The sequence below is a fragment of the Rhodobacteraceae bacterium M385 genome (genome assembly GCA_025141835.1).
GTDB lineage: Bacteria > Pseudomonadota > Alphaproteobacteria > Rhodobacterales > Rhodobacteraceae > Gymnodinialimonas.
Genome location: CP081102.1, coordinates 465,923 through 486,164, shown reverse-complemented (window position 1 = coordinate 486,164; position 20,242 = coordinate 465,923). Strand labels below are relative to the sequence as shown.

Below are 20,242 nucleotides of genomic sequence, written 5' to 3'. Positions count from 1 at the left end.
ACCTGCGCCTTTGGCTTGTATCCCCCCTCGGGCCAAGCCTATTCTACGCCCAACCAAACGCGCCGAAGGAACACCCCATGGAAATCGAAAGCATCGGAATCGTCGGCGCGGGGCAAATGGGCAACGGCATCGCCCATGTCTCTGCCCTTGCCGGCTATGACGTCATCATGTCCGATGTCAGCCAAGACGCCCTCAGCGGCGCCGTCGCGTTGATTGATCGCAATCTCGAACGCCAGGTCAGCCGCGAGAAAATCACTCAGGCCGAAAAAGATGCCGCGATGGGCCGCATCAGCACCACATTATCCCTGTCCGATCTCGGCCCCTGCGATCTGATCATCGAAGCTGCGACCGAGCGTGAGACGGTGAAACAAGCCATTTTTGAGGATCTGCTCCCTCACATCAAACCAACGACGATCCTGACGTCGAACACCTCGTCAATCTCTATCACCCGCCTTGCCTCCCGTACCGACCGCCCGGAAAAGTTCATGGGCTTCCACTTCATGAACCCGGTCCCCGTCATGCAGCTGGTCGAACTTATCCGCGGCATTGCCACCGACGAGCCGACCTTCAAAGCCTGCAAGGGCGTGGTGGATCGTCTTGGCAAAACCGCTGCGACGGCCGAAGATTTTCCCGCCTTCATCGTGAACCGCATCCTGATGCCGATGATAAACGAGGCCGTCTACACTCTCTACGAAGGCGTCGGGAACGTCACCTCTATCGACATGGCGATGAAGCTCGGCACCAACCACCCCATGGGGCCGCTGGAACTCGCGGATTTCATCGGCCTCGATACTTGCCTGGCGATCATGAACGTGCTGCACGACGGTCTGGCCGATACCAAATACCGCCCCTGCCCGTTGCTAACAAAATACGTCGAAGCGGGCTGGCTTGGTCGAAAATCCCAACGGGGGTTCTACGACTACCGTGGCGAAGGCGATCCGGTCCCAACCCGCTAGACCGCTCCTTCATCTTGGCAAATACAACTCAATCCGACGGCGCCCCGCAAAGCACGGCTTGCGGGGGCCACGCGGCCGAAGCCGTGCTTACTGGTCTGGGTTCTCTCCAAGCGACAAGGTCCGCTCCCGTAGCCACGCCATAAACTCCCGTGGCTTCTTGATGCGTTCTTGCCATTCTTCAGGCGGGATCGGGTTACCGATAATCGGCGCCTGAGGCTTATCGAAGCTTTTTACCACCTCGTGGATCAACAGGCCCTGACGGATCACCGGGCTGATCCGGTTGGCAATCTGGTAGGCTCGGCTGTTTTGTCCGGTGAAGAAACACGGCACAATCGTCGCGCCGGAGTTGCGGATCATCTTGGCGGTGAACACGTTCCACTCGCCCTCAATGGGTTGTCCCCACATCCGGTCCGATGCCGCGACTGCACCCGATGGAAACAACGAGATCAATCCGCCCGCCTTCAGATGCGCCATAGCTGCCGCGCGCATATCCAGCATCTTTTGCTGTGCGTCGGGCTCATGGGGGAACGGGACCGAGATCATGTACCCCGATGCGGCCTCGTCAATGCCGGTCAACAGCGCCCGCGTCAGAATGCGGTAGTCATCGCGGCGGCGGCCAATCAGGTCCGCCAAGATCATGCCGTCCACCAACCCATGCGGGTGGTTCGCCACAAAAATCACCGGACCCTCTGCGGGGATGCGGTCCAATTGGTGCTCAGGGGTCTGAAGGTCAATGCCCATCACCCGCATGGTGGCGGGCCAGAATGCTTGCCCTTTAAACTCGCCCAAACCTTCAAACTGACGGATCCGCTTGATGACCGTAAACTTGCCGGTCATCCATTCGATCGCTTTGATCGTGTACCGCACAAACGGGTTTGGAAAAGAATTGGAATAGGTCAGAGATCGCCGATCATAGGTCCCATTTGGTCCTGTGCCGCGGGTCGGCGCAGGGGCCGAAACATTTCGGGTACTTAGATCCGTCATGTGCCCTCGTCTTTCATCATCCTTCGCGGCCATGTCCGTAGCCCCTCAGGTTTCCTCGCCGAACCGGTCGGCGACCAGAGCTTCCAGCGCATCCGCAAGGCGGTCGGCCTCAGCTCCACTGGTTTCAACCTCAATAAAGGTTCCCATGGAAGCTGCCAACATTAAAAGGCCCATAATGCTATCACCGGCAGCACTCAGCCCATCCTTTCGGACGATTGCCGTAGCGTCAAACGACTCCGCAACCTCTACGAACCGAGCCGACGCGCGCGCGTGCAGCCCTTTGACGTTGATGATTTTCATCTTCCTTGTCGTGTTCGTATCACTCATGCCCGTCTCCCCTCGGTCATTCTGGTGCTCCGTCGAAGCTGTTTATATAGCGCCGCCCGGCCTCTGCCGCGCGGGATACTGCTTCTTCCACAGTCAACTGACGTGACTTCACCAGCTTCACCAACATGGGCAAATTCACCCCTGTCAGGATTTTGCGATTTGCCGGACGGCAGGCGTGCAACGAGAGGTTCGAGGGTGATCCACCATACATATCTGTCACCACGACAACGCCATCCCCGATGTCCACCGCGTCCGCCGCGTCGCAGATTTCCCGCGTACGCGTGGCGCGATCATCCTCTGGCCCGATGGGGATAGCCACCATCGCAGGCTGCGCGCCCACGACATGCTCCGTGGCCCGCTTCAGCTCTTTCGCCAAGCCGCCATGGGCGACGATCACGATGCCGATCACGTTTGCTTTGCCTCTCCATCTCCGGTCGAGGCAGCAGCCCAAGTGATGGGTCCGCGATCTCGGTCGTTGCTTAATGTGTCTCTGTCTACGTCACGATGCCTTTTTGACACTTGCCAACCCTCTTCCGCAAGCCGCGTCGATATTATCTCGACCAGACTAACGGATCGATGCCGCCCCCCTGTACACCCGAAGGCGACCGTAAGGTGGCTTTTGCCTTCCTCTTTGAAAGCCGGAAGCAGCATATCCAGCATCTCGTTTATCTGGGTGCGGAAGGTTTCAAATCGAGCGTCCGCCGTAACATAGGCTTGCACTTCCGCCCCCCTGCCATCCTTGGCGCGCAGGTCGGGTTCCCAGTGAGGGTTGCGCAGGAAGCGACAGTCAAACACCAAATCCGCGCCAGTCGGCAGGGCGCGCTTGTAAGAAAACGACATCACCTGCACCGCCATTTTCGGGTCGCCATCACGGGCGAAAAAGCGGCCCAATTCCTCACGGGTGCGGTGCGGGGTCATGTTCGTGGTATCAATCAGAACATCCGCATGGAGCCGCAGTGGCGCCAGCATGTCTCGCTCCATAGCGATGCCTTCAGCCGGGGTGGCGTCGGGGGCCAAGGGATGCCGGCGGCGCGTCTCGGAATAGCGGCGTTGCAACGTCTCTGGCTCGCAATCCATGTAGACCAGATCAACGGCGCAATCGGGGTCTTTTTGCAACCTATCGTGGGCCGAAATCAAATCAAACGCGTCGAAGTTTCGGGTGCGTGGATCAATGCCCAAGGCCAGTGGGCGGTCCGGCGGCGCGCCCTCCAACAGGCGGGGCAGCAGGCTAAGGGGAAGGTTATCAATCGCCTCAAATCCTAGATCTTCCAGGGCGTTGATCGCTGTCGTGCGCCCAGCCCCGGAGGGACCAGTGATAAAAACCACATGGGCGCGTTGTGAATGCGTTGGCATGGAGAAGGGGCCCTATGCACGATTGGTGTTACACGTCAGCCTTACCATATCGAAGCAAATGTAAAAGCGACACAGCCAGCCTGTGCTGTTCTGCACCAAGGATCAACATCGCCGTTTGGTCATGTACCAAGACGGAGCGTGTCGGTGGCAGCCGCTCCGGTTCGGTCCGCGACAGATCAACAACCGCCATCAGGGGCGCGCTCGGGCAGAGTGAGCCCGCGTTCAGCAAGCCGATACCGCGTGCCTCTATCAACGCGGGCGCGGACCTGGGGGCACATAACTGCCCCGCCTCCAGCCAAATACCGTCGTCCGAAATCAGCGCGCCCCCCAAGGCGATCAGCTCCAACGCCAGTGTGGACTTCCCGCTGCCCGAGGGGCCAAGGATCAACACCCCCTTGCCCGCCACGGCAATGCCTGTTGCGTGGAAAAACAACCTGTCGCCCTCGCGGGAGATGGCCCTTTGGGCCAAATCCTCAGGCATCGGTGTCACGGATCAGATCGGCAGACCGACAACAAAACGCGCGCCCAAAGGCTCGGACGTGATGTCGGCCTCGGTGGGGCGAATGTTCTCGGCCCAGATCACACCGCCATGGGCTTCCACAATCTGCTTAGAGATCGCGAGGCCAAGGCCCGAGTTGTTACCAAACTGGTTCGCAGGACGTTCCGAGTAGAAGCGGTTGAACACCTTTGTCAGCGCCTCTTCCGGGATGCCGGGGCCGGTGTCTTCCACAACGATCAACACGCGGTTTTCGCGCCGACGGGTCCAGAGACGTACGGCATCACCTTCTTCGCAGAAGGAAATCGCGTTGCTCAGCAGGTTCACGAACACCTGTGCCAAGCGCCCTTCGAGGCCTGCAATAATGATTTCGTCCGAGGGCAGGTCGGTAATGAACTCGATCCCCTGCTTGCCCGCTTCTTCCGAGTGGTATTGCGACAGGTTGTCGAGGGTGCGGACCAGATTGAACTCTTCCTCCTCCTCTTTCACCAGTTCACTATCGAGCCGCGACGCATTGGAGATATCGCTTACCAGACGATCCAAACGGTGTACGTCATGTTCAATCACGTCGATCAGGCGCTTGCGCTGTTCACTTGTCTGGGCGAATTCCAGCGTGCCGACCGCCGACCGGAGCGAGGCAAGTGGGTTCTTGATCTCGTGGCTCACATCGGCGGCAAACTGTTCGTTGCTGTCGATCCGGTCATAGAGCGCGGCAACCATGCCACGCAGCGCCCCAGAGAGCCGCCCGATTTCATCCGGGCGCCCCGTCAGATCAGGGATGCGTACGCGGGTCGGCGACATCTTCCGCGCGTTCTTGTCCCGCCCCAGTTCTGCGGCGGCGGACAGGTCCGCCAAAGGGTTGGCAATGGTCGAGGCCAGCACCAGAGAAAGGACAATAGACACCAACAGCGCCACAACGAACATCTGAAGCAATTGCTCTTGTTCCACCCGCACCAGCTGGTCGATTTCGCCAGCGGCGGTGGTCACGATGATTGCGCCGACAATCCCGCCTGCCCCTTCGATCGGGGAAGCCGCCGCAAAGACAGAACCCGTCGCATCGGTGCCACGTTGAAGGATCGTTGCACCACCCATGGCCGCATCGGCAAGATCGGCGTGATCCTCTGGCCCGGTCGTGGGCGTGCTTGGGTCTTCGCCGTTACCCAGAACCCGGGAAAAGGCGGAATAGACCGAAACCAAAGCGTCGGTAATCAGCAGCGATTCACGGGGTTGATGGGCCAGTCCCTGCACCGGGCGCACGCCGCCCCGTGCAATGTCTTGGGTCGATGTCACAGGAACGCCGTCGGCGGAGAATACGAAAACCTCCATCCCGTCGGGAATGCCGATGCGTGACAAAACGCTTTCCGCATCGATGCCGTCGCCCGTCACAAGGTTGGCGGGGGCCGCTTCGGGTAAATGCGCCTCGAAGATATCTGAAATCAGCTGCGCTTCGCTTGCCAAGGCCCGTTCACGTTGCACCACAAGGCTGTCGCGCACCGGGTTCAACCACAGGAACAAAATCCCCAAGGCCATGATAGCCATCAGGTTGAACAAGATGATCTTGCGCGCCAAGGGCGAGGAATTCAGCGAGATCAAGGACCGACGCTTCCGGGCCGCACGCAGTTCGGATTCCACGCCGGATTGGGGACGGTCCCAATCTTCGCCCAACACAATATCCGCCCGCTCAGCGGCGCGGCGGTTGGTCATAGAGACATCTGCTGGCACGGGAGGCCCCTATTCTTCGTTGTAGCGGTAGCCAATGCCGTAGAGCGTCTCGATCGCGGAGAACTCATTATCGACAGAGCGCATCTTCTTGCGCAGCCGCTTGATGTGGCTGTCGATGGTGCGGTCGTCGACGTAGACTTGCTCGTCGTAGGCGACATCCATCAGTTGGTCCCGGGACTTCACGAAGCCCGGACGCTGTGCCAGCGCTTGCAGCAACAAGAATTCTGTAACGGTCAGGGTCACATCACGGCCCTTCCACGTCACGGCGTGGCGCAGAGGGTCCATCTGAAGATCGCCCCGATCAAGGACCGTCGTTTCCTCTGGCGCGCCGGCGGCATCGGACGCAATCGCGTCTTGGCGCCGCAGGATCGAGCGGATGCGTTCCACGAGAAGACGCTGAGAAAACGGCTTACGCACGTAGTCATCGGCCCCCATGCGCAGACCCATCAGTTCATCAATCTCGTCATCTTTGGAGGTGAGAAAGATCACCGGCATCTGCGACTTGGTGCGCAGACGTTGGAGCAAATCCATCCCGTCCATACGCGGCATCTTGATGTCGAAGACACCCAGATCCGGCAATTTGCGATTGAAGGCGTCCAGTGCAGACTGCCCATCATTATATGTTTCGACATCGAAACCCTCTGCCTCAAGGGTCATCGATACAGACGTCAGGATGTTCCTGTCGTCATCGACAAGTGCGATACGCGCCATCGGCTATGTCCTCAGATTACTGCTCAGTTCTTTTATATTTTCCAGCAGTGTCCAGTTTTCATTCGAGAGAATCAATGAAAATCACGCCCTTGACCCTCGTGATGCGCAGTACTGTGGCCAAATTGCGTTAATGCCCGGTGAAGGATTGTGACCAAAATAGGGCAGATGCGCCTTATTTCACCATTGGCGACACCGCTCTCCGTCACGAAACAAAATTTCGTTTTGGTTGCGCTAACTGTGCGGTCCTGTCCTGTTCAGTCCCAAAATTCGCATGTTATAGCGAAGGCACGGCACCGCACTCAGGTTGTGTCGTCACATCAAAACAGGGCGACAGACCGCCCGACAGGAGCTTAAGAGCCATGACCCATGGACGCGTTAACCCCGCACATACACTTGACCAGCAAGGTATTCTGGGGCTCGGCTCGGTCTATTATAACTTGCTTGAGCCCGCCTTAATGCAAGCAGCGGTCGAAAACGGCGAAGGCCGCATCGGACAGGGCGGCACGTTTCTTGTCTCGACCGGGCAGTTCACGGGCCGCTCCCCCAACGACAAATTCGTCGTGCGCACCCCGGAAGTCGAAGATCACATCTGGTGGGAAAACAACGCCCCCATGTCGCCCGAGGCGTTTGATGCGCTCTACGCCGATATGCTCGACCACATGAAGGGCGGCGATTACTACGTCCAAGACCTTTTCGGCGGCGCTGACCCAGCCCACCGCCTTGACGTGCGAGTGGTGTCGGAACTGGCTTGGCATAACCTCTTTATCCGCCACCTTCTGCGCCGACCCGATGCCGAGGAACTGGCGAGCTTCATCCCCGAATTCACCATCATCAACTGCCCCAGCTTCAAGGCAGACCCGGCCCGCCACGGCTGCAAATCGGAAACGGTGATCGCGCTGAACTTCGAGAAGAAGCTGATCTTGATCGGCAACACCGAATACGCGGGCGAAAACAAGAAATCGGTTTTCACTCTTCTGAACTACATCTTGCCCGGCAAGGGCGTCATGGCGATGCATTGCTCGGCCAACCACGCGATTGACGACCCTGATGATAGCGCCGTGTTCTTCGGCCTGTCTGGAACGGGCAAGACCACACTGTCCGCAGACCCGTCACGCACCTTGATTGGCGATGATGAACACGGCTGGTCCGATACAGGCATCTTCAACTTTGAGGGCGGCTGCTACGCCAAGACGATCAACCTGCGCCAAGAGGCAGAGCCTGAAATCTACGCCACCACGCAGAAGTTCAGCACCGTGATCGAGAACATGGTCTACGACGAAGACACGCTAGAGCTTGATTTCGACGACGACAGCCTGACCGCCAACATGCGCTGCGCCTACCCGATCGAGATGATTTCCAACGCCTCGGGTACCGGTATGGGTGGGGCGCCCAAAAATATCATCATGCTGACCTGTGACGCTTTTGGCGTGTTACCTCCCATCGCGCGACTGACACCGGCGCAGGCGATGTATCACTTCCTTTCGGGCTTCACGGCCAAGGTTGCAGGCACAGAGCGCGGGGTGACCGAGCCCACACCGACCTTCTCCACCTGTTTCGGCGCGCCGTTCATGCCGCGCCGCCCAGAGGTCTACGGCGACCTGCTGCGCCAGAAAATCGCCGAGCATGGCGCGACTTGCTGGCTGGTGAACACCGGCTGGACCGGCGGCGCATTCGGCACCGGGTCACGCATGCCGATCCGTGCCACACGGTCGCTTCTGACAGCCGCGCTTGACGGTTCCCTGAATGAAGGAGAGTTCCGCCGCGATCCCAACTTCGGCTTCGACGTGCCCGTCCATTGCAACGGCGTGGCCGACCTGCTGCTGGACCCACGCCGCACTTGGGACAATGTCGATAGCTATGACCGCCAAGCACAACGGTTGGTAGACATGTTCGCCGACAACTTCGCCCAATATGTCGACCATATCGACGACGACGTGAAAGCCGCTGCGATCTAGGCGCCACCTTCTTGCTAGAATTGAAACGGCCACTCCCTACGGGTGGCCGTTTTCCGTTCACTTGGTGGGAAACCGGATGTGGGCAAGGCTGCGCTATCGCGCTACCCTATTGCGAGTTCGCCCCTCGGAGGTCGTCATGCGCCTAATCTTCATGGTCCTGCTTACCCTTGCCGTCAGCTTCGCGTCCCCCATTTTAGCGCAGGACGCCGCCCTCGCCCGCGTCAGCCCGCTACTTTCAGACTTCATCTACGGGCTCTACTGCGCCCAGGAACCTGAACGCCGCGACCCCGCACCGGCCACCGCCTCCGGTGTTATCAACATCGTCCCGTCGGTCCCTGACTTTCCATTTCGCCAGACCGCTGTGCCCGCAGAATTGGGCATCGGCTTTGGCGTCTTGGCCAGTGCACCCGTTGGGACGTTGTACGAACCGGTCACGGTAACGGTCACTCATCCGCCCTACCCCGGCAGCGACGTCACCGTTGAGCAATGGGTCACAGACATTGATGCCGGGCGGAACCTTATGGGGTTCAGCTTCGATCATGCCCATGAACTGGTGTTGGGCACGTGGACATTCTCTGCCACGACCCTTGAGGGGGAAGAGCTGTTCCACATCGCGTTCGAGGTCGTCGCGCCCGAATTGCTGCCGCAAGTTATCAGCACCTGTTTTGGGGCCTTCACCTCGTAATTGATCTGACCCCGCGAACCATTTCGTAACTTTCTTTGCCCAAAGTCACCCGTGATCTGGCTAGGCAACGGGAGAAGGTTCGACATGGTGAAACGGGTATTGATGCACGTAGGTCTGGGGCGGACCGGAACCCGGGCGATCCAACGAACATTGGCCGCAAACCGCCCTGCCCTGACCCGCAGAGGCGCGCTTTATCCCGGTGACGGCGAAGCCCATCACGATCTGTTGGCGCTGGTGCATCCCAAAGGCCCCCGCCATAGCTGGTATACGAGGCAACGGATTTCGCCCATGGCGGCCAAATGTCTGGCTGAACGGCAGATGTCGTCGATCCGCGCGGCCGCCGCGACTGGCGCGCCGGTTATCCTGTTGTCCAGTCAGCACTTCCAATCCATGGGCAGTGCCCAGTTTTCCCGACTTGATGACCAGATTGCCGCCCTTGGGTACCAGTTGGAAACGCTGTGCTACATCCAAGACCCCCTTTCCCATACTGCCAGCCGAATCGAGCAAGGCGTGAAACAAGACACCGCCCGCATTGCCCAGATGATGGACCGTCCCTATCCGCCGTTGGCCCGGGAACATTGCGACGCGGCCCTGCGGGCCCTTGGGGCAAACCGGGTGCATCTGCGCCGCACCAAAGACACCGTGCGCGGCGGGTTGACCGAAGATCTTTTGCGCATCGCAGGACTGAATTTCATTCCGGGCACGATCCTAGACCATCCCGGCGAAGCGGGCTTATGCCACGACGCCATCTATCTGTTGGATGCCATTAACGCCGCCGATGCCGACTTGGGGCCGGAACGTCCCACCTATTGGGAACATCAGGCCGAACTCTTTGCCATGAAAGGGCACCGTTTCATGCTGCCACCCACCGTCGCCCGCCGTATTCAGGCGCAAGCGCGGATCGAGCAGGATTGGCTGTTCCGGCATTTCGGCACCTGCTACCCGGCCCAAGACATTAAGGACGTCCCAACCCATTGGCAGGAAATCGAATGGGCAAGGGACACATTGGCCGATGTGACCGAGGCCGCGGTAGCCCATGTGGACCTCAACCCAACAGCCCCCGCCGCACAAGGTTGGCCCCTGCAACCACAAGCAATGTCAGCGTAAGCTTGCGAAACAGATCGGCGTCCAATCGGTCGCCCACCCGAAAGCCGATCAACATGCCCACAAACACCGGCACCAGTAGCAGCACCGAAAACGGAATCGTTGCAGCGTTCAGCACGCCTGATTGCACGTGCCCCGCAAACAGGGCCACCGCCCCCAGGCTGTAAACAACGCCCTGCACCAGCAGCTGCCGCATTTTCGGCGTATCCAGCGCGATCAAATACAGCACCGTCAACGGCCCCCAGGACCCGGTGAAACCGCCCAACACCCCTGTCATCGCCCCGATCCCCCATTCTGCAACGCGGCGACGCGCCTTGGGGATGGAGAATCGCACACCCGCTAATTGCATGACCGACAGCACCACTACCGGCACGCCGAGGATCAGGAAAAACACGCTCTCGGGAACACGAGTCACGAACTGCGACACGATCAGGATCAGCACGCAGACGATCAGGATGTAGCGCTTATGCTCTTTCACCGCGTCGATTATGTCGGCCCTCGGGTGGCGTATCACCTGCACGAAGTTGGACACCAACGCCGGAAAAACAACGCCAGAAACGGCGATCACCGGGTCAAGGAACAGCGTCAGCCCCGAGGTGATGATCAATGGCACCCCGAATCCGATTGCCCCTTTCACCACGCCCGCAAACAGCGTCACCCCGAAGGCCGCCAACAGTGCCCAAAGGGGCATCAGACTCATCATTTCATCTAACATGAGGGGACTGTACGCCGCGCAAAACCTGCCCGCACCCACATTTCCGCGCGACATTTTTGTGCGAATTTTGACGCATTGCAGCATTTTTGTTGCGCTGCACCTGCAAACATCCTACCTCTCCCTCAAGCCGAAATGCGCGACCCGAGTTCAGGAGACTGCTACAATGCCCCGCGACGCCCACCTGCAAAACGAGCCATCCGTGATCCTCTCTGATCTTCTTTCCCTGACCCAAAGCGCCCTCGTCCCGGCGCAAACTCTGTTGGACAAGGCCAAGACGCACCTGCGCGCGACGCTCTCGGAGGATGGCCGTGTTTCCGCCAAACGGGTGGAAGAGGAACAGACCGCCGCCCACGGCCTCGCATGGCTTGCCACCTATGTGGAGGCGTTACGACAGATGCACGGATGGGCCGCACGGCTGGAGGCAGACAGCAAGTTCGGCGAGGTAGAGCAGCTGATCCTGCAAATCGCCTTCGGGGAATACCTCTGGCAGATGTACGGCGGCATCCCGATGAGCCAGGGCGAAATGCTGCGCCCTCAGGACATCGGCCTGACCCAAGACGATCAGCGCGCGTTGATGAGCGACGCGGTGATGGCTCTCACCGCCAATGGCAACACCCAAGCCGCCCGCACGCGCTTGGTCGCGTTGATGCAGGAACGCGCCGCAGAGATCACCGTTGGGAATTGTGGTCTGGACGATGAACTCGACATGATCCGCGAACAGTTCCGCCGCTACGCCGTGGACCGCGTCATTCCCCACGCCCACGAATGGCACCTGAAGGACGAATTGATCCCGATGGAGGTGATTAACGAGCTGTCCGAAATGGGTGTTTTCGGTCTGACGATCCCGGAAGAGCACGGCGGCTTGGGTCTGTCCAAAGCCTCCATGTGCGTCGTCTCGGAAGAACTGTCGCGTGGCTACATCGGCGTTGGCTCCCTCGCGACCCGCAGCGAAATCGCGGCAGAGTTGATCCTTGCAGGCGGCACCGATGCGCAGAAGGAAAAATGGCTGCCCGGCCTCGCCTCGGGTGAGATCCTGCCAACGGCCGTGTTCACCGAGCCCAACACAGGGTCCGACCTTGGCAGCCTGCGCACCAAGGCCACGCCCGAGGGCGACGATTGGGTGCTGAATGGCAACAAAACGTGGATCACCCACGCCGCGCGAACCCATGTGATGACGGTCCTCGCCCGTTCGGTCCCCGACACGGACGACTACAAGGGCCTGTCGATGTTCCTCGCCGAAAAGACCCCCGGCACCGATGAAGCCCCTTGGCAAGACCCCGGCATCAGCGGCGGCGAGATCGAAGTCCTCGGCTATCGTGGGATGAAAGAATACACGGTCAACTTTGACGATTTCAAAGTGAAGGGCGAAAACCTTCTGGGCGGCAAGGAAGGCCAGGGCTTCAAGCAGCTGATGCAGACATTCGAATCCGCCCGCATCCAGACCGCCGCCCGCGCCATTGGCGTGGCCCAAGCCGCGCTGGATGAAGGGATGAAATACGCCGAAGACCGCAAGCAATTCGGCAAGAGCCTGGTGAATTATCCCCGTGTCTCCGGCAAACTGGCGATGATGGCGGTGGAACTGATGGTGGCCCGGCAGCTCACCTACTTCTCGGCCCGCGAAAAGGACAATGACCGACGCTGCGATCTAGAGGCCGGGATGGCCAAGCTGTTGGGGGCCCGCGTCGCATGGGCGGCGGCGGATAACGCCCTGCAAATCCACGGCGGCAATGGCTTTGCCTTGGAATACACCATCAGTCGCCTGTTGTGCGACGCCCGCATCCTCAACATCTTTGAAGGGGCCGCCGAGATTCAGGCGCAGGTCATCGCGCGGCGCCTTTTGTCGTAGATGCGCACGTTCCTTGCCCTGCCGCTGGCTGACCCCGCTGTCGACGCGTTTGTGCGGCTTCAGTCCAGCCTTCCAACGGGCAATCCGGTGCCGGAAGATAACCTGCACCTGACCCTCGCCTATCTGGGTGATGCGTCGGAGTCTGTGTTGGAAGTCCTTCACGATCTGCTTTCTGCCGCCGCCCTGCCCGCGCCGGAAATCGCCTTTAGTGGCCTTGGCACTTTTGCCGAGATGGAACGGGGGCTCACCTTCGCCGCTGTCACCCCGTCCGAGCCACTCATCGCCTTGCAAGCGAAGACCGCGCGATTGGCGCGGATGGCGGGCGCTGATCTGCCCCGGCGGCGCTTTCGCCCTCACGTCACATTGACCCGTGCCAGCAAGCAACCCAAGGGCCCCGCTAGGGACCGTTTGGCCGCCGCAATGGGTATGGAGATCGAGGTGCCGGGTTTCGCCGCCACGGCCCTGAACCTTTACCAATCGCATCTTGGTCCCAGCGGCGCCCGCCACGAGGTATTGGCCAGCTATCCCCTTAGGTAGCAGCTTCCTGCGCGGCGGCCCGCGCCAAGGCATCCATAAGCCGTTGCCGCGCGGCAGGCAGCTTCTTGTCCCCAAGGCTCGGGGCCAAATGCATCGCAAGGAAATGCCCTGTCACCCGCAACCCTTCGATCACGTCTGGCAACCCGCGCGACATCCCCTCCATCGCGGGGGAAAGGGGCAGAAGTCTGTCCACCCACTCGCCCGCCGCAACCCTCGACACGGCCCGTCCGGTCCGAGGAGAGATATAGGCCAAATCCTGCGTAACACCGCTAATGGCACATTGGCTCAGGTCTAAGCCGAAGCCCATTTCGGCCAACAACTCCAACTCCCACCCCAAATAGGCCTCGGCCCAACGATCGGCCCCAAGGCCGTCCAGCACCGCCAAGGTCCGGGCGTAGAGGCCCGGATAAGGCGCACGTTCCGGCAGGGTGAACGACAACAAAGCGCAGACCGACGAAAGCCCCGCCAAGGCGATGCGGTCCTCCATCGCCTCTGCCGCGCGGCCCTGTTTTAGTTCGACGGTGTAGCTGCCCAAATGGTCCGACAAGCGCGCGCGCCACGTGGCATCCAACTGCGCGCCGACCTGCAACAGCGGGGCCATCCGGCGGGACGCGCCGCCGCGCACAACGCCGGCGTGTCGTCCATGCTCTGCGGTGAAGATCTCAACAATGGCGGAGGCCTCGCCGTGCCGTCGCACGGCCAAAAGGATCCCATCTGCTCGCCAGTCCATGGGCAGAGTATCGCGACTTATGCCCCACAGCGCACGGGAAAACACATCACCCCGGGCAGAAATCTTAGTCGCCCGGTAGAAAAACACGCGAAGCCGTGCCAATGATTTGACCATGTTCCCGGCTCTCCCCCTCCGCGCCCGCTGGACGGCCATGGTTATCGCCCTCGTGGCGGCGGGATCGGTCGTTTTGATGTACCTCTATAATCTGGAAAATGGCCGCTACGGCGATGAGGCCGCGACCGCATGGGCGATGGCGCGTTTCTTCACCATGCTGACAAACCTCGCCGTGGCTCTGACCTTTGCCGTTGCCGCCCTGCGCCGCGATGGTATCGGCCCGGCCTGGGTCGCGGCGCTAACCTTGGCGATGCTGTTGGTGGGGGCGGTGTACCATACGCTTTTGTCAGGCATCACGACGTTCGAGGGGTCGGGCGCATGGGCCAATCAGGGCTTGCATAGCTTCGTGCCCATTGCCTGCCTTTTGTGGTGGATCGCCTTCGCCCCCAAGCGCGGCCTTGGCTTCCGCGACCTGCCGATTTTCATCGTCTGGCCTTGCGTTTACGTGGCTTACGCCTTGGCGCGCGGCGATGCCGATGGGATCTATCCCTATCCGTTCATGGACCTGAGCACGAAGACCCCGCTGGAGGTAGCGATCAACCTCGCGGGCTTGTTGAGCGTTCTGCTTATTGGTGGCGTGATCTTCGTTTTGGCCGCCCGTTTCGCCGACAGGTGAAACGCGCTAGTCGAGGCCCGGCTCGTCCAACAAATGCCGCCCAGCGCGGTCTTCCACCTCGATCACCCAAAGGTCAGGATCGAAATCGCGCTGCCTTGCGATAGCCGCGTCGACATCGCCCTCGGCCCCCTCAGACAAGACCATCCATTCCCGTGCGCCCGTCATCGGATCAAAGCTGCGTTGGAACAGTTTGGCCGTCCCATCCAGTGGTGATTGCTTGACCAGAACAGCCCCCGCCGTCGCATCCCCCCGCGCGACGATGAAAACGGGGATATCGGCCCCGCGTAGCCGCGCCAGATAGGCCGCGACCCAGAAATCCGCGGTGAGCCGAGGCGCTCTCACGTGTTCCCATCTTTGAAGTTGAGACCCATTTCCGAATAACGCTCGGACTCCTCAAGCCAACCGGGGCGGACCTTCACTTGCAGGAACAGGTGAACAGGGTGGCCGACGAATTCCGCGATTTCCTCGCGGGCCGCCTTGGAGACCGCTTTGATCGTCTCGCCGCCTTTGCCCAGAAGGATGCCTTTGTGGCCGTCACGGGCAACGTAAATGATCTGGTCGATCTTGGCAGAGCCGTCCTTTCGGTTCTCCCATGCCTCAGTTTCTACCGTCAGCTGGTAGGGCAATTCCTGATGCAGCCGCAGGGTGAGCTTTTCGCGCGTCATCTCTGCCGCGATCATCCGCATGGGTAAATCAGCGATCTGATCTTCGGGGTAGAGCCAAGGGCCTTCCGGCACCTCTTGCGCCAACCATTCGCGAAGCTGGGTGATGCCGTGGCCTTTCTCTGCCGAGATCATATAGGTCTCGTCAAAGGGATAGGCTTCGTTCAGGTCTTGGGTCAGCTTCAGCAGCACGGGCGATTCCACGCGGTCGATTTTGTTGATCGCCAGAGCGACCTTGCGACCATCGGTGCGTTCTTGCAGGCCATCGAGGATCGCTTGGACACCTTCGGTCAGGCCCCGGTGCGCTTCAATCAGAAGGACAACAACGTCGGCGTCCGACGCGCCAGTCCAAGCGGCGGCAACCATGGCCCGGTCCAAACGACGGCGGGGGCGGAAGAGACCGGGGGTATCCACGAAGACCAATTGGCTCTCGCCCTCGATCGCGACGCCCCGGATACGCGCACGGGTTGTTTGCACCTTATGGGTCACGATCGAGACCTTGGCCCCGACCATACGGTTGAGCAGCGTGGATTTGCCTGCGTTGGGCTCTCCAATAAGGGCAATGAAACCGGCGCGTGTGGGCATGGGGGTATCCTTCGGGTGGGGTGACAGGGCCATAGCCGGAAATGCGGCGTGACGCAAAGGGGGCGTGTTATTGGCAAGCTGTTGTGTTGGGAGACAGGGAGGGATTGAGTTGTATTGGCCAAGATGAAGGAGGGAGCGACGCGGCGTCCTTCAGGTGGCGCGTTCAACGCGATCGAGGAGGGCTTTGGCCGCCATCTGCTCTGCTTGGCGTTTGGCTTTGGCTTCCGCCTCGGCGTGCTGGCCATTGGAGATTTCGGCACGGACGCGGAAGACGGGCGCGTGATCTGGGCCGGTGCGTGCAACTTCCGTATAGGTTGGCGGGGGCATGCGGCGTGCCTGGGCCCATTCTTGCAGAGCGGTTTTCGCGTCACGCGCATCTTCTTCGACGCTTTCCACACGGGCAGACCACAGGCGCAGGACGAGATCACGCGCGGCGTTGAAGCCTCCGTCAAGGTAGACAGCCGCGATGACCGCCTCCATCGCATCGCCCAGAAGCGCCATTCGGCGACGCCCCCCGGCGGACATCTCGGACTTTCCCAAGCGCATCGCTGTGCCAAGGTCGATCTGACGCGCGACGCCGGCGCATGCTTCCTTGCGGACAAGGGCATTGAACCGGGGCGCGAGGGTGCCTTCCTTGGCGTCCTCATCGGCCGAGAGGACCGCCTCGGCCATAACGAGGCCAAGCACACGGTCGCCTAAGAATTCCAGGCGTTGGTTGTCGCCCCGCGTGGGGGATGACAGCGACGAATGGGTAAGTGCACGCGCGAGAAGGGCTGGATCGTCAAAGACGTATCCCAGCCGATCCATGAAGGCCAATAGCTCCCGCGAGGGTTTCATGCGCTTACGTCACTCAATGGCCCGGAAGAAGCGATCCGAGCGCCAGGTCCAGAAGTAGATCATACGCTGCCCGGCGGAGGAGAAGATCACCCGATCAGCGCGGCCCAAAAGGTTTTCGGCAGGCACGAAGCCAACGCCACCGATGGACTGTGGGAAGCGCGAGTCGATGGAGTTGTCACGGTTGTCGCCCATCACGAAGAAATGCCCCTCCGGCACGACGAACTCCTGCGTATTGTCACCGCGTGATCCGTCAAGAATGTTGAGGATCGAGTGGCGAACGCCATTGGGCAATTCTTCCGTTTCTCGCTCCTTGGCGCAGATGCCGCCTTCGCCCACCGGCGCATTGGAACAGCGTGGCACGTGACCTTGGGGGCCCTGCGCCTCCGAAATTTCCTCAAACGGCTCTTCTGGGGTCAGGCGCACAGGCTCCCCATTCAGGTGGAGCACCCCGTCGATAACCTGCACCCGGTCTCCGGGCAGGCCCACAACGCGCTTAATGAAATCCGTGCCATTGGTGGGATGGCGAAACACCACAACATCGCCGCGCTCGGGATCTGATCCGAAAATACGCCCCTCAAATGGGCACATCGAGAACGGGCACGAGTGCTGCGAGTAGCCGTAAGCCATCTTGTTCACGAACAGGAAGTCGCCGATTAGCAACGTGTCCTTCATCGACCCCGATGGAATCCAGAACGGTTGGAAAAACAGCGTGCGGAACACGCCCGCGATCACCAGCGCCCATACGACGGTCTTTACCGTCTCCATCACGCCGCCCTCAGATTCTGCCATGGGGCTGCCCTTCCTTGCTGCTCACGTTGCCTTTGGGCTTTCTTGCCCGTGTCACGCCAAACAAGTCAAGCAACAGGCCGTCTAATGGCGCCCCTTGCCCCTTCATCTTTTCATAAATATCGCCGGGGGCTTGGGGGGCTGGCCCCCCAAAATTTTCAAACTCGGCTTGGGGGGCTGCCCCCCAAATTATCTTATTTAGGCTCAACTCAGCTTTCGCCGTTCTGACCGACCCAACCTTGGCCTCAACTCTTCTTCTTCCGGTGGCAACGCCTCGATCACCACCATGGCCTGCGCCCAGGGGTGATCATCGGTGAGAGTGACGTGAATAATCGCCCCATACCCCTCCGGCGTCATCTGCTCCAACCTCTCGCGCGCCCATCCCGTTACCTCGACGACGGGTTGCCCGGAGGAGAGGTTGCGAACCGCCATATCTTTCCACGCGATCCCCATGCGCAGTCCGGTGCCCAAGGCCTTGGAACACGCCTCCTTCGCGGCCCACCGCTTGGCGTACACCGCCGCGGGTTGAGGCATCCGTTCGGCCCTCGCCTGCTCCAGTTCCGTGAAGACGCGGTTGCGGAAACGGTCGCCGAAACGCTCCAACGTGCGCTCAATCCGCTCGATATTCGCCAAATCGGTGCCGATACCCAGAATCACAGCAGGCTCACCACACCGGTGGCTTGATTAACCGCGAACCTCAACAGCACCCGGTTGCCATCCACGAACGACACGGGCAGCGTCACGATCAACCCCACCGAAGCGTCGTAGACAGCCGTTGCTTCCGCCACATGGGCCTGCCCGAAGAACCGAAATTCCGGCCCCGCGTAGATCGCGGTGCAGGTCCGGTACGGGCCGCCCTCCGTCGCAGGAAGCGGATGCAAAATGCCCAGAGCGGCCCCCGATGCAACGTTGGGATCTATAAACATCTCGAAAATGCGGATCGCGCCATTGGCGAAGGTTTGGCTATTCGCCTCCCATGGCTCGGTGATGGTCAGTGGCGTGAATTCCGGTCCGCAGGGGGCCGTGACGAACGCCTGCGCGGGGGCGCTGAAGGCCAATGTTGCGGCGCATACCATCGAAGAAAATCGCATCTACAGTCTCCTGTTAAATCCGCGCGGCATCCATCCGGGCGCGCATCTCGGCCATGGCCGCCTCTAGCCCCACAAACACCGCTTCCCCGATCAGGAAATGCCCGATGTTTAACTCTGCCACTTCGGGCAGTGCGGCGATGGGGGCGACTGTTTCGTAGGTGAGCCCGTGGCCCATATGCACTTCCAACCCCAGCTCGACCCCCAGCTTCGCACCAGCGATCAGCCTTGCGAGTTCTGCATCGCGCGCGGCGATATCACCCTCGGCGGCGTAATCGCAATACGCGCCCGTGTGCAGTTCAATAACCGGCGCGCCGATGCGAGCGGCGGCCTCAATCTGAGACCGTTCAGCGGCAATGAATAGCGACACGCGAATACCCGCTTCACGCAGGGGGGCGATAAAGGCTGCGAGGCGGTTGTCGTCTGCGGCCACTTCCAAGCCGCCCTCGGTCGTGCGTTCTTCGCGCCGCTCGGGCACGATGCAGGCCGCGTGGGGCATGTGGGACAGTGCAATTTCTTGCATCTCGCCCGTCGCGGCCATCTCGAAATTCAGCGGGATGGTGATCGCATCCATGATTGCGGCAATATCAGCATCCCGGATGTGGCGGCGGTCTTCGCGCAGATGCGCAGTGATCCCATCAGCACCCGCTTTCTCGGCCAACAAAGCGGCCCGAACCGGATCGGGCGTCGCCCCGCCCCTTGCGTTTCGCAAGGTCGCCACATGGTCGATATTCACCCCTAGCCGCAACTTGTTCATCGCCATCACTCCGCTGCTTCCGCTTGTTTGCGGAGCTTGTCCATCTTTTTACGCAGTCGAGCCGCGCGGCTTTTTTGGTAGGCCCGCACAACGGGTACTGTCAAAAAGTAACAGACAATCCCGCAGATCAAGCCGGGAATAATGCCGCCGACGGTCCAGGGCCAAACGACCGTATCCCAGAAAACCTGCAATTCGCCCCAGTGGGACCGTTCCGGCGTGAAGAGGGCTTTGAAGTTGTGCCACAAATCCCTTGATGCGCCCGCAAAGCGGCGGAACAGGCTGTCGTTCACGCCAACGGTAGGTCGGGTGCCCAACAGGAAGTGTCCAAGGTTCAGTGAAATCGCCGCAATCGGCACATACGTCAGCGGGTTGCCAATGAACGTGGCCAAAAGCGCCGCGAAGATTGAGCCGCGCATCAGCCGCGCCAGAAGGGCCGCAATCACGAAATGCAAGCCGAAGTAGGGGGTAAACACGGTCACAGCGCCGGCGAAAACGCCCCGCGCGATCTGTTCCGGCGTGCCCGGCAAGCGCCGCATCCGGTGCTGTACATATTGGGCAGCACGCAGCCATCCCCCCCGAGGCCAAAGCACCTCTAGGATAATACGATACCACGGTCTGTAGTCGCGGCGTCTGAACACGCGGCAAAGCCTCCTCTCGCGATCCGTCCCTTGACCGC

Annotated in this window: 24 protein-coding genes; 7 read left to right on the top strand and 17 right to left on the bottom strand. The window is 60.5% G+C overall.

The genetic code is table 11. From position 1 onward, the window contains the following. Positions 1-77: 77 nt before the first annotated feature. Complete coding sequence (locus K3728_02420) at positions 78-956, top strand: 3-hydroxybutyryl-CoA dehydrogenase (GenBank protein ID UWQ96120.1); 879 nt, start codon at positions 78-80, stop codon at positions 954-956. 87 nt (positions 957-1,043) lie between these two features. Here K3728_02420 and K3728_02415 read toward each other — a convergent pair whose 3' ends face one another. Genes K3728_02415 through K3728_02385 form a run of 7 tightly spaced genes read right to left on the bottom strand, consistent with a single transcriptional unit; the run spans position 1,044 to position 6,549 of the window. Further along, positions 1,044-1,940 (bottom strand): lysophospholipid acyltransferase family protein, encoded by an 897-nt coding sequence (locus tag K3728_02415; GenBank protein UWQ96119.1) that lies wholly within the window; start codon positions 1,938-1,940, stop codon positions 1,044-1,046. A 45-nt stretch (positions 1,941-1,985) separates the two neighbouring features. Further along, a complete protein-coding gene (locus K3728_02410) occupies positions 1,986-2,267 on the bottom strand; it encodes an HPr family phosphocarrier protein (protein UWQ96118.1) in 282 nt (93 codons plus the stop codon). Between the two features lie 16 nt (positions 2,268-2,283). Beyond that, complete coding sequence (locus K3728_02405; protein ID UWQ96117.1) at positions 2,284-2,676, bottom strand: PTS fructose transporter subunit IIA; 393 nt, start codon at positions 2,674-2,676, stop codon at positions 2,284-2,286. Continuing rightward, positions 2,673-3,620: an RNase adapter RapZ gene (gene rapZ, locus K3728_02400; GenBank protein ID UWQ96116.1), complete on the bottom strand. Its 948-nt coding sequence runs from the start codon at positions 3,618-3,620 to the stop codon at positions 2,673-2,675. Before rapZ ends, K3728_02405 begins: the two co-directional genes overlap by 4 nt. Positions 3,621-3,648: 28 nt before the next feature. Beyond that, on the bottom strand, positions 3,649-4,053 hold the full coding sequence (locus tag K3728_02395) for a serine kinase (GenBank protein ID UWQ97416.1): 405 nt from the start codon (positions 4,051-4,053) through the stop codon (positions 3,649-3,651). A 60-nt stretch (positions 4,054-4,113) separates the two neighbouring features. After that, positions 4,114-5,820: a sensor histidine kinase gene (locus tag K3728_02390; protein ID UWQ97415.1), complete on the bottom strand. Its 1,707-nt coding sequence runs from the start codon at positions 5,818-5,820 to the stop codon at positions 4,114-4,116. Positions 5,821-5,847: 27 nt separating this feature from the next. Continuing rightward, positions 5,848-6,549, bottom strand: coding sequence for a response regulator transcription factor (locus tag K3728_02385; protein ID UWQ96115.1), 702 nt, complete (start codon positions 6,547-6,549; stop codon positions 5,848-5,850). A 359-nt stretch (positions 6,550-6,908) separates the two neighbouring features. Between K3728_02385 and K3728_02380 the strand changes: the two genes are divergently transcribed. The 3 genes from K3728_02380 (at position 6,909) to K3728_02370 (ending at position 10,296) form a co-directional block, all read left to right on the top strand. Beyond that, positions 6,909-8,504 carry a phosphoenolpyruvate carboxykinase gene (locus tag K3728_02380; protein ID UWQ96114.1) on the top strand — a complete coding sequence of 532 codons (1,596 nt, stop codon included), beginning with the start codon at positions 6,909-6,911 and terminating at the stop codon, positions 8,502-8,504. 136 nt (positions 8,505-8,640) lie between these two features. Then, positions 8,641-9,189: a DUF3859 domain-containing protein gene (locus K3728_02375; GenBank protein UWQ96113.1), complete on the top strand. Its 549-nt coding sequence runs from the start codon at positions 8,641-8,643 to the stop codon at positions 9,187-9,189. An 84-nt stretch (positions 9,190-9,273) separates the two neighbouring features. Further along, complete coding sequence (locus K3728_02370; GenBank protein UWQ96112.1) at positions 9,274-10,296, top strand: hypothetical protein; 1,023 nt, start codon at positions 9,274-9,276, stop codon at positions 10,294-10,296. Here K3728_02370 and K3728_02365 read toward each other — a convergent pair. Next, complete coding sequence (locus K3728_02365) at positions 10,235-11,008, bottom strand: sulfite exporter TauE/SafE family protein (protein ID UWQ96111.1); 774 nt, start codon at positions 11,006-11,008, stop codon at positions 10,235-10,237. The two genes, K3728_02370 and K3728_02365, sit on opposite strands and share 62 nt — an antisense overlap. A gap of 163 nt (positions 11,009-11,171) precedes the next feature. On the opposite strand from K3728_02365, the gene K3728_02360 reads away from it, so the two are divergent. Together K3728_02360 and thpR are read left to right on the top strand one after the other, a co-directional pair. Then, on the top strand, positions 11,172-12,854 hold the full coding sequence (locus tag K3728_02360; protein UWQ96110.1) for an acyl-CoA dehydrogenase family protein: 1,683 nt from the start codon (positions 11,172-11,174) through the stop codon (positions 12,852-12,854). Further along, complete coding sequence (gene thpR / locus K3728_02355) at positions 12,855-13,391, top strand: RNA 2',3'-cyclic phosphodiesterase (protein ID UWQ96109.1); 537 nt, start codon at positions 12,855-12,857, stop codon at positions 13,389-13,391. It abuts the gene before it with no gap. Here the strand turns inward: thpR and recO are convergent. Continuing rightward, positions 13,384-14,121 carry a DNA repair protein RecO gene (recO, locus tag K3728_02350; GenBank protein UWQ96108.1) on the bottom strand — a complete coding sequence of 246 codons (738 nt, stop codon included), beginning with the start codon at positions 14,119-14,121 and terminating at the stop codon, positions 13,384-13,386. The two genes, thpR and recO, sit on opposite strands and share 8 nt — an antisense overlap. Before the next feature lie 112 nt (positions 14,122-14,233). Here recO and K3728_02345 point away from each other — a divergent pair, with 112 nt between their 5' ends. Further along, positions 14,234-14,851, top strand: a complete 618-nt coding sequence (locus K3728_02345; GenBank protein UWQ96107.1) for a Pr6Pr family membrane protein — start codon at positions 14,234-14,236, stop codon at positions 14,849-14,851. Between the two features lie 6 nt (positions 14,852-14,857). Here K3728_02345 and K3728_02340 read toward each other — a convergent pair whose 3' ends face one another. The 8 genes from K3728_02340 to K3728_02305 form a co-directional block, all read right to left on the bottom strand. Beyond that, complete coding sequence (locus K3728_02340) at positions 14,858-15,193, bottom strand: DUF1491 family protein (protein ID UWQ96106.1); 336 nt, start codon at positions 15,191-15,193, stop codon at positions 14,858-14,860. After that, the gene (era, locus tag K3728_02335) at positions 15,190-16,098 is read right to left on the bottom strand and encodes a GTPase Era (GenBank protein ID UWQ96105.1); all 909 of its coding nucleotides are present in this window, start codon (positions 16,096-16,098) and stop codon (positions 15,190-15,192) included. The genes K3728_02340 and era overlap by 4 nt, the downstream gene beginning before the upstream one ends. Before the next feature lie 150 nt (positions 16,099-16,248). Next, on the bottom strand, positions 16,249-16,935 hold the full coding sequence (rnc, locus tag K3728_02330) for a ribonuclease III (GenBank protein ID UWQ96104.1): 687 nt from the start codon (positions 16,933-16,935) through the stop codon (positions 16,249-16,251). Between the two features lie 9 nt (positions 16,936-16,944). Next, positions 16,945-17,724, bottom strand: a complete 780-nt coding sequence (gene lepB / locus K3728_02325) for a signal peptidase I (protein UWQ96103.1) — start codon at positions 17,722-17,724, stop codon at positions 16,945-16,947. A 201-nt stretch (positions 17,725-17,925) separates the two neighbouring features. Beyond that, positions 17,926-18,378, bottom strand: coding sequence for a holo-ACP synthase (gene acpS, locus K3728_02320; GenBank protein ID UWQ96102.1), 453 nt, complete (start codon positions 18,376-18,378; stop codon positions 17,926-17,928). Next, a complete protein-coding gene (locus tag K3728_02315; GenBank protein UWQ96101.1) occupies positions 18,375-18,812 on the bottom strand; it encodes a hypothetical protein in 438 nt (145 codons plus the stop codon). Before K3728_02315 ends, acpS begins: the two co-directional genes overlap by 4 nt. A gap of 13 nt (positions 18,813-18,825) precedes the next feature. After that, entirely contained in the window at positions 18,826-19,572 is a 747-nt protein-coding gene (locus K3728_02310) for a pyridoxine 5'-phosphate synthase (protein ID UWQ96100.1), read from the bottom strand. Further along, positions 19,572-20,204: a DUF2062 domain-containing protein gene (locus K3728_02305; protein UWQ96099.1), complete on the bottom strand. Its 633-nt coding sequence runs from the start codon at positions 20,202-20,204 to the stop codon at positions 19,572-19,574. Before K3728_02305 ends, K3728_02310 begins: the two co-directional genes overlap by 1 nt. Positions 20,205-20,242: the final 38 nt, after the last annotated feature.

Excerpts from the sequence above, each read along its gene's own strand:
- K3728_02420 (UWQ96120.1), top strand. The coding sequence starts at position 78 with ATGGAAATCGAAAGCATCGGAATCGTCGGCGCGGGGCAAATGGGCAAC.
- K3728_02415 (UWQ96119.1), bottom strand. The coding sequence starts at position 1,940 with ATGACGGATCTAAGTACCCGAAATGTTTCGGCCCCTGCGCCGACCCGC.
- K3728_02410 (UWQ96118.1), bottom strand. The coding sequence starts at position 2,267 with ATGAGTGATACGAACACGACAAGGAAGATGAAAATCATCAACGTCAAA.
- rapZ (UWQ96116.1), bottom strand. The coding sequence starts at position 3,620 with ATGCCAACGCATTCACAACGCGCCCATGTGGTTTTTATCACTGGTCCC.
- K3728_02390 (UWQ97415.1), bottom strand. The coding sequence starts at position 5,820 with ATGACCAACCGCCGCGCCGCTGAGCGGGCGGATATTGTGTTGGGCGAA.
- K3728_02385 (UWQ96115.1), bottom strand. The coding sequence starts at position 6,549 with ATGGCGCGTATCGCACTTGTCGATGACGACAGGAACATCCTGACGTCT.
- K3728_02380 (UWQ96114.1), top strand. The coding sequence starts at position 6,909 with ATGACCCATGGACGCGTTAACCCCGCACATACACTTGACCAGCAAGGT.
- K3728_02375 (UWQ96113.1), top strand. The coding sequence starts at position 8,641 with ATGCGCCTAATCTTCATGGTCCTGCTTACCCTTGCCGTCAGCTTCGCG.
- K3728_02370 (UWQ96112.1), top strand. The coding sequence starts at position 9,274 with ATGGTGAAACGGGTATTGATGCACGTAGGTCTGGGGCGGACCGGAACC.
- K3728_02365 (UWQ96111.1), bottom strand. The coding sequence starts at position 11,008 with ATGTTAGATGAAATGATGAGTCTGATGCCCCTTTGGGCACTGTTGGCG.
- K3728_02360 (UWQ96110.1), top strand. The coding sequence starts at position 11,172 with ATGCCCCGCGACGCCCACCTGCAAAACGAGCCATCCGTGATCCTCTCT.
- thpR (UWQ96109.1), top strand. The coding sequence starts at position 12,855 with ATGCGCACGTTCCTTGCCCTGCCGCTGGCTGACCCCGCTGTCGACGCG.
- recO (UWQ96108.1), bottom strand. The coding sequence starts at position 14,121 with ATGGACTGGCGAGCAGATGGGATCCTTTTGGCCGTGCGACGGCACGGC.
- K3728_02345 (UWQ96107.1), top strand. The coding sequence starts at position 14,234 with ATGTTCCCGGCTCTCCCCCTCCGCGCCCGCTGGACGGCCATGGTTATC.
- era (UWQ96105.1), bottom strand. The coding sequence starts at position 16,098 with ATGCCCACACGCGCCGGTTTCATTGCCCTTATTGGAGAGCCCAACGCA.
- rnc (UWQ96104.1), bottom strand. The coding sequence starts at position 16,935 with ATGAAACCCTCGCGGGAGCTATTGGCCTTCATGGATCGGCTGGGATAC.
- lepB (UWQ96103.1), bottom strand. The coding sequence starts at position 17,724 with ATGGCAGAATCTGAGGGCGGCGTGATGGAGACGGTAAAGACCGTCGTA.
- K3728_02315 (UWQ96101.1), bottom strand. The coding sequence starts at position 18,812 with ATGCGATTTTCTTCGATGGTATGCGCCGCAACATTGGCCTTCAGCGCC.
- K3728_02310 (UWQ96100.1), bottom strand. The coding sequence starts at position 19,572 with ATGGCGATGAACAAGTTGCGGCTAGGGGTGAATATCGACCATGTGGCG.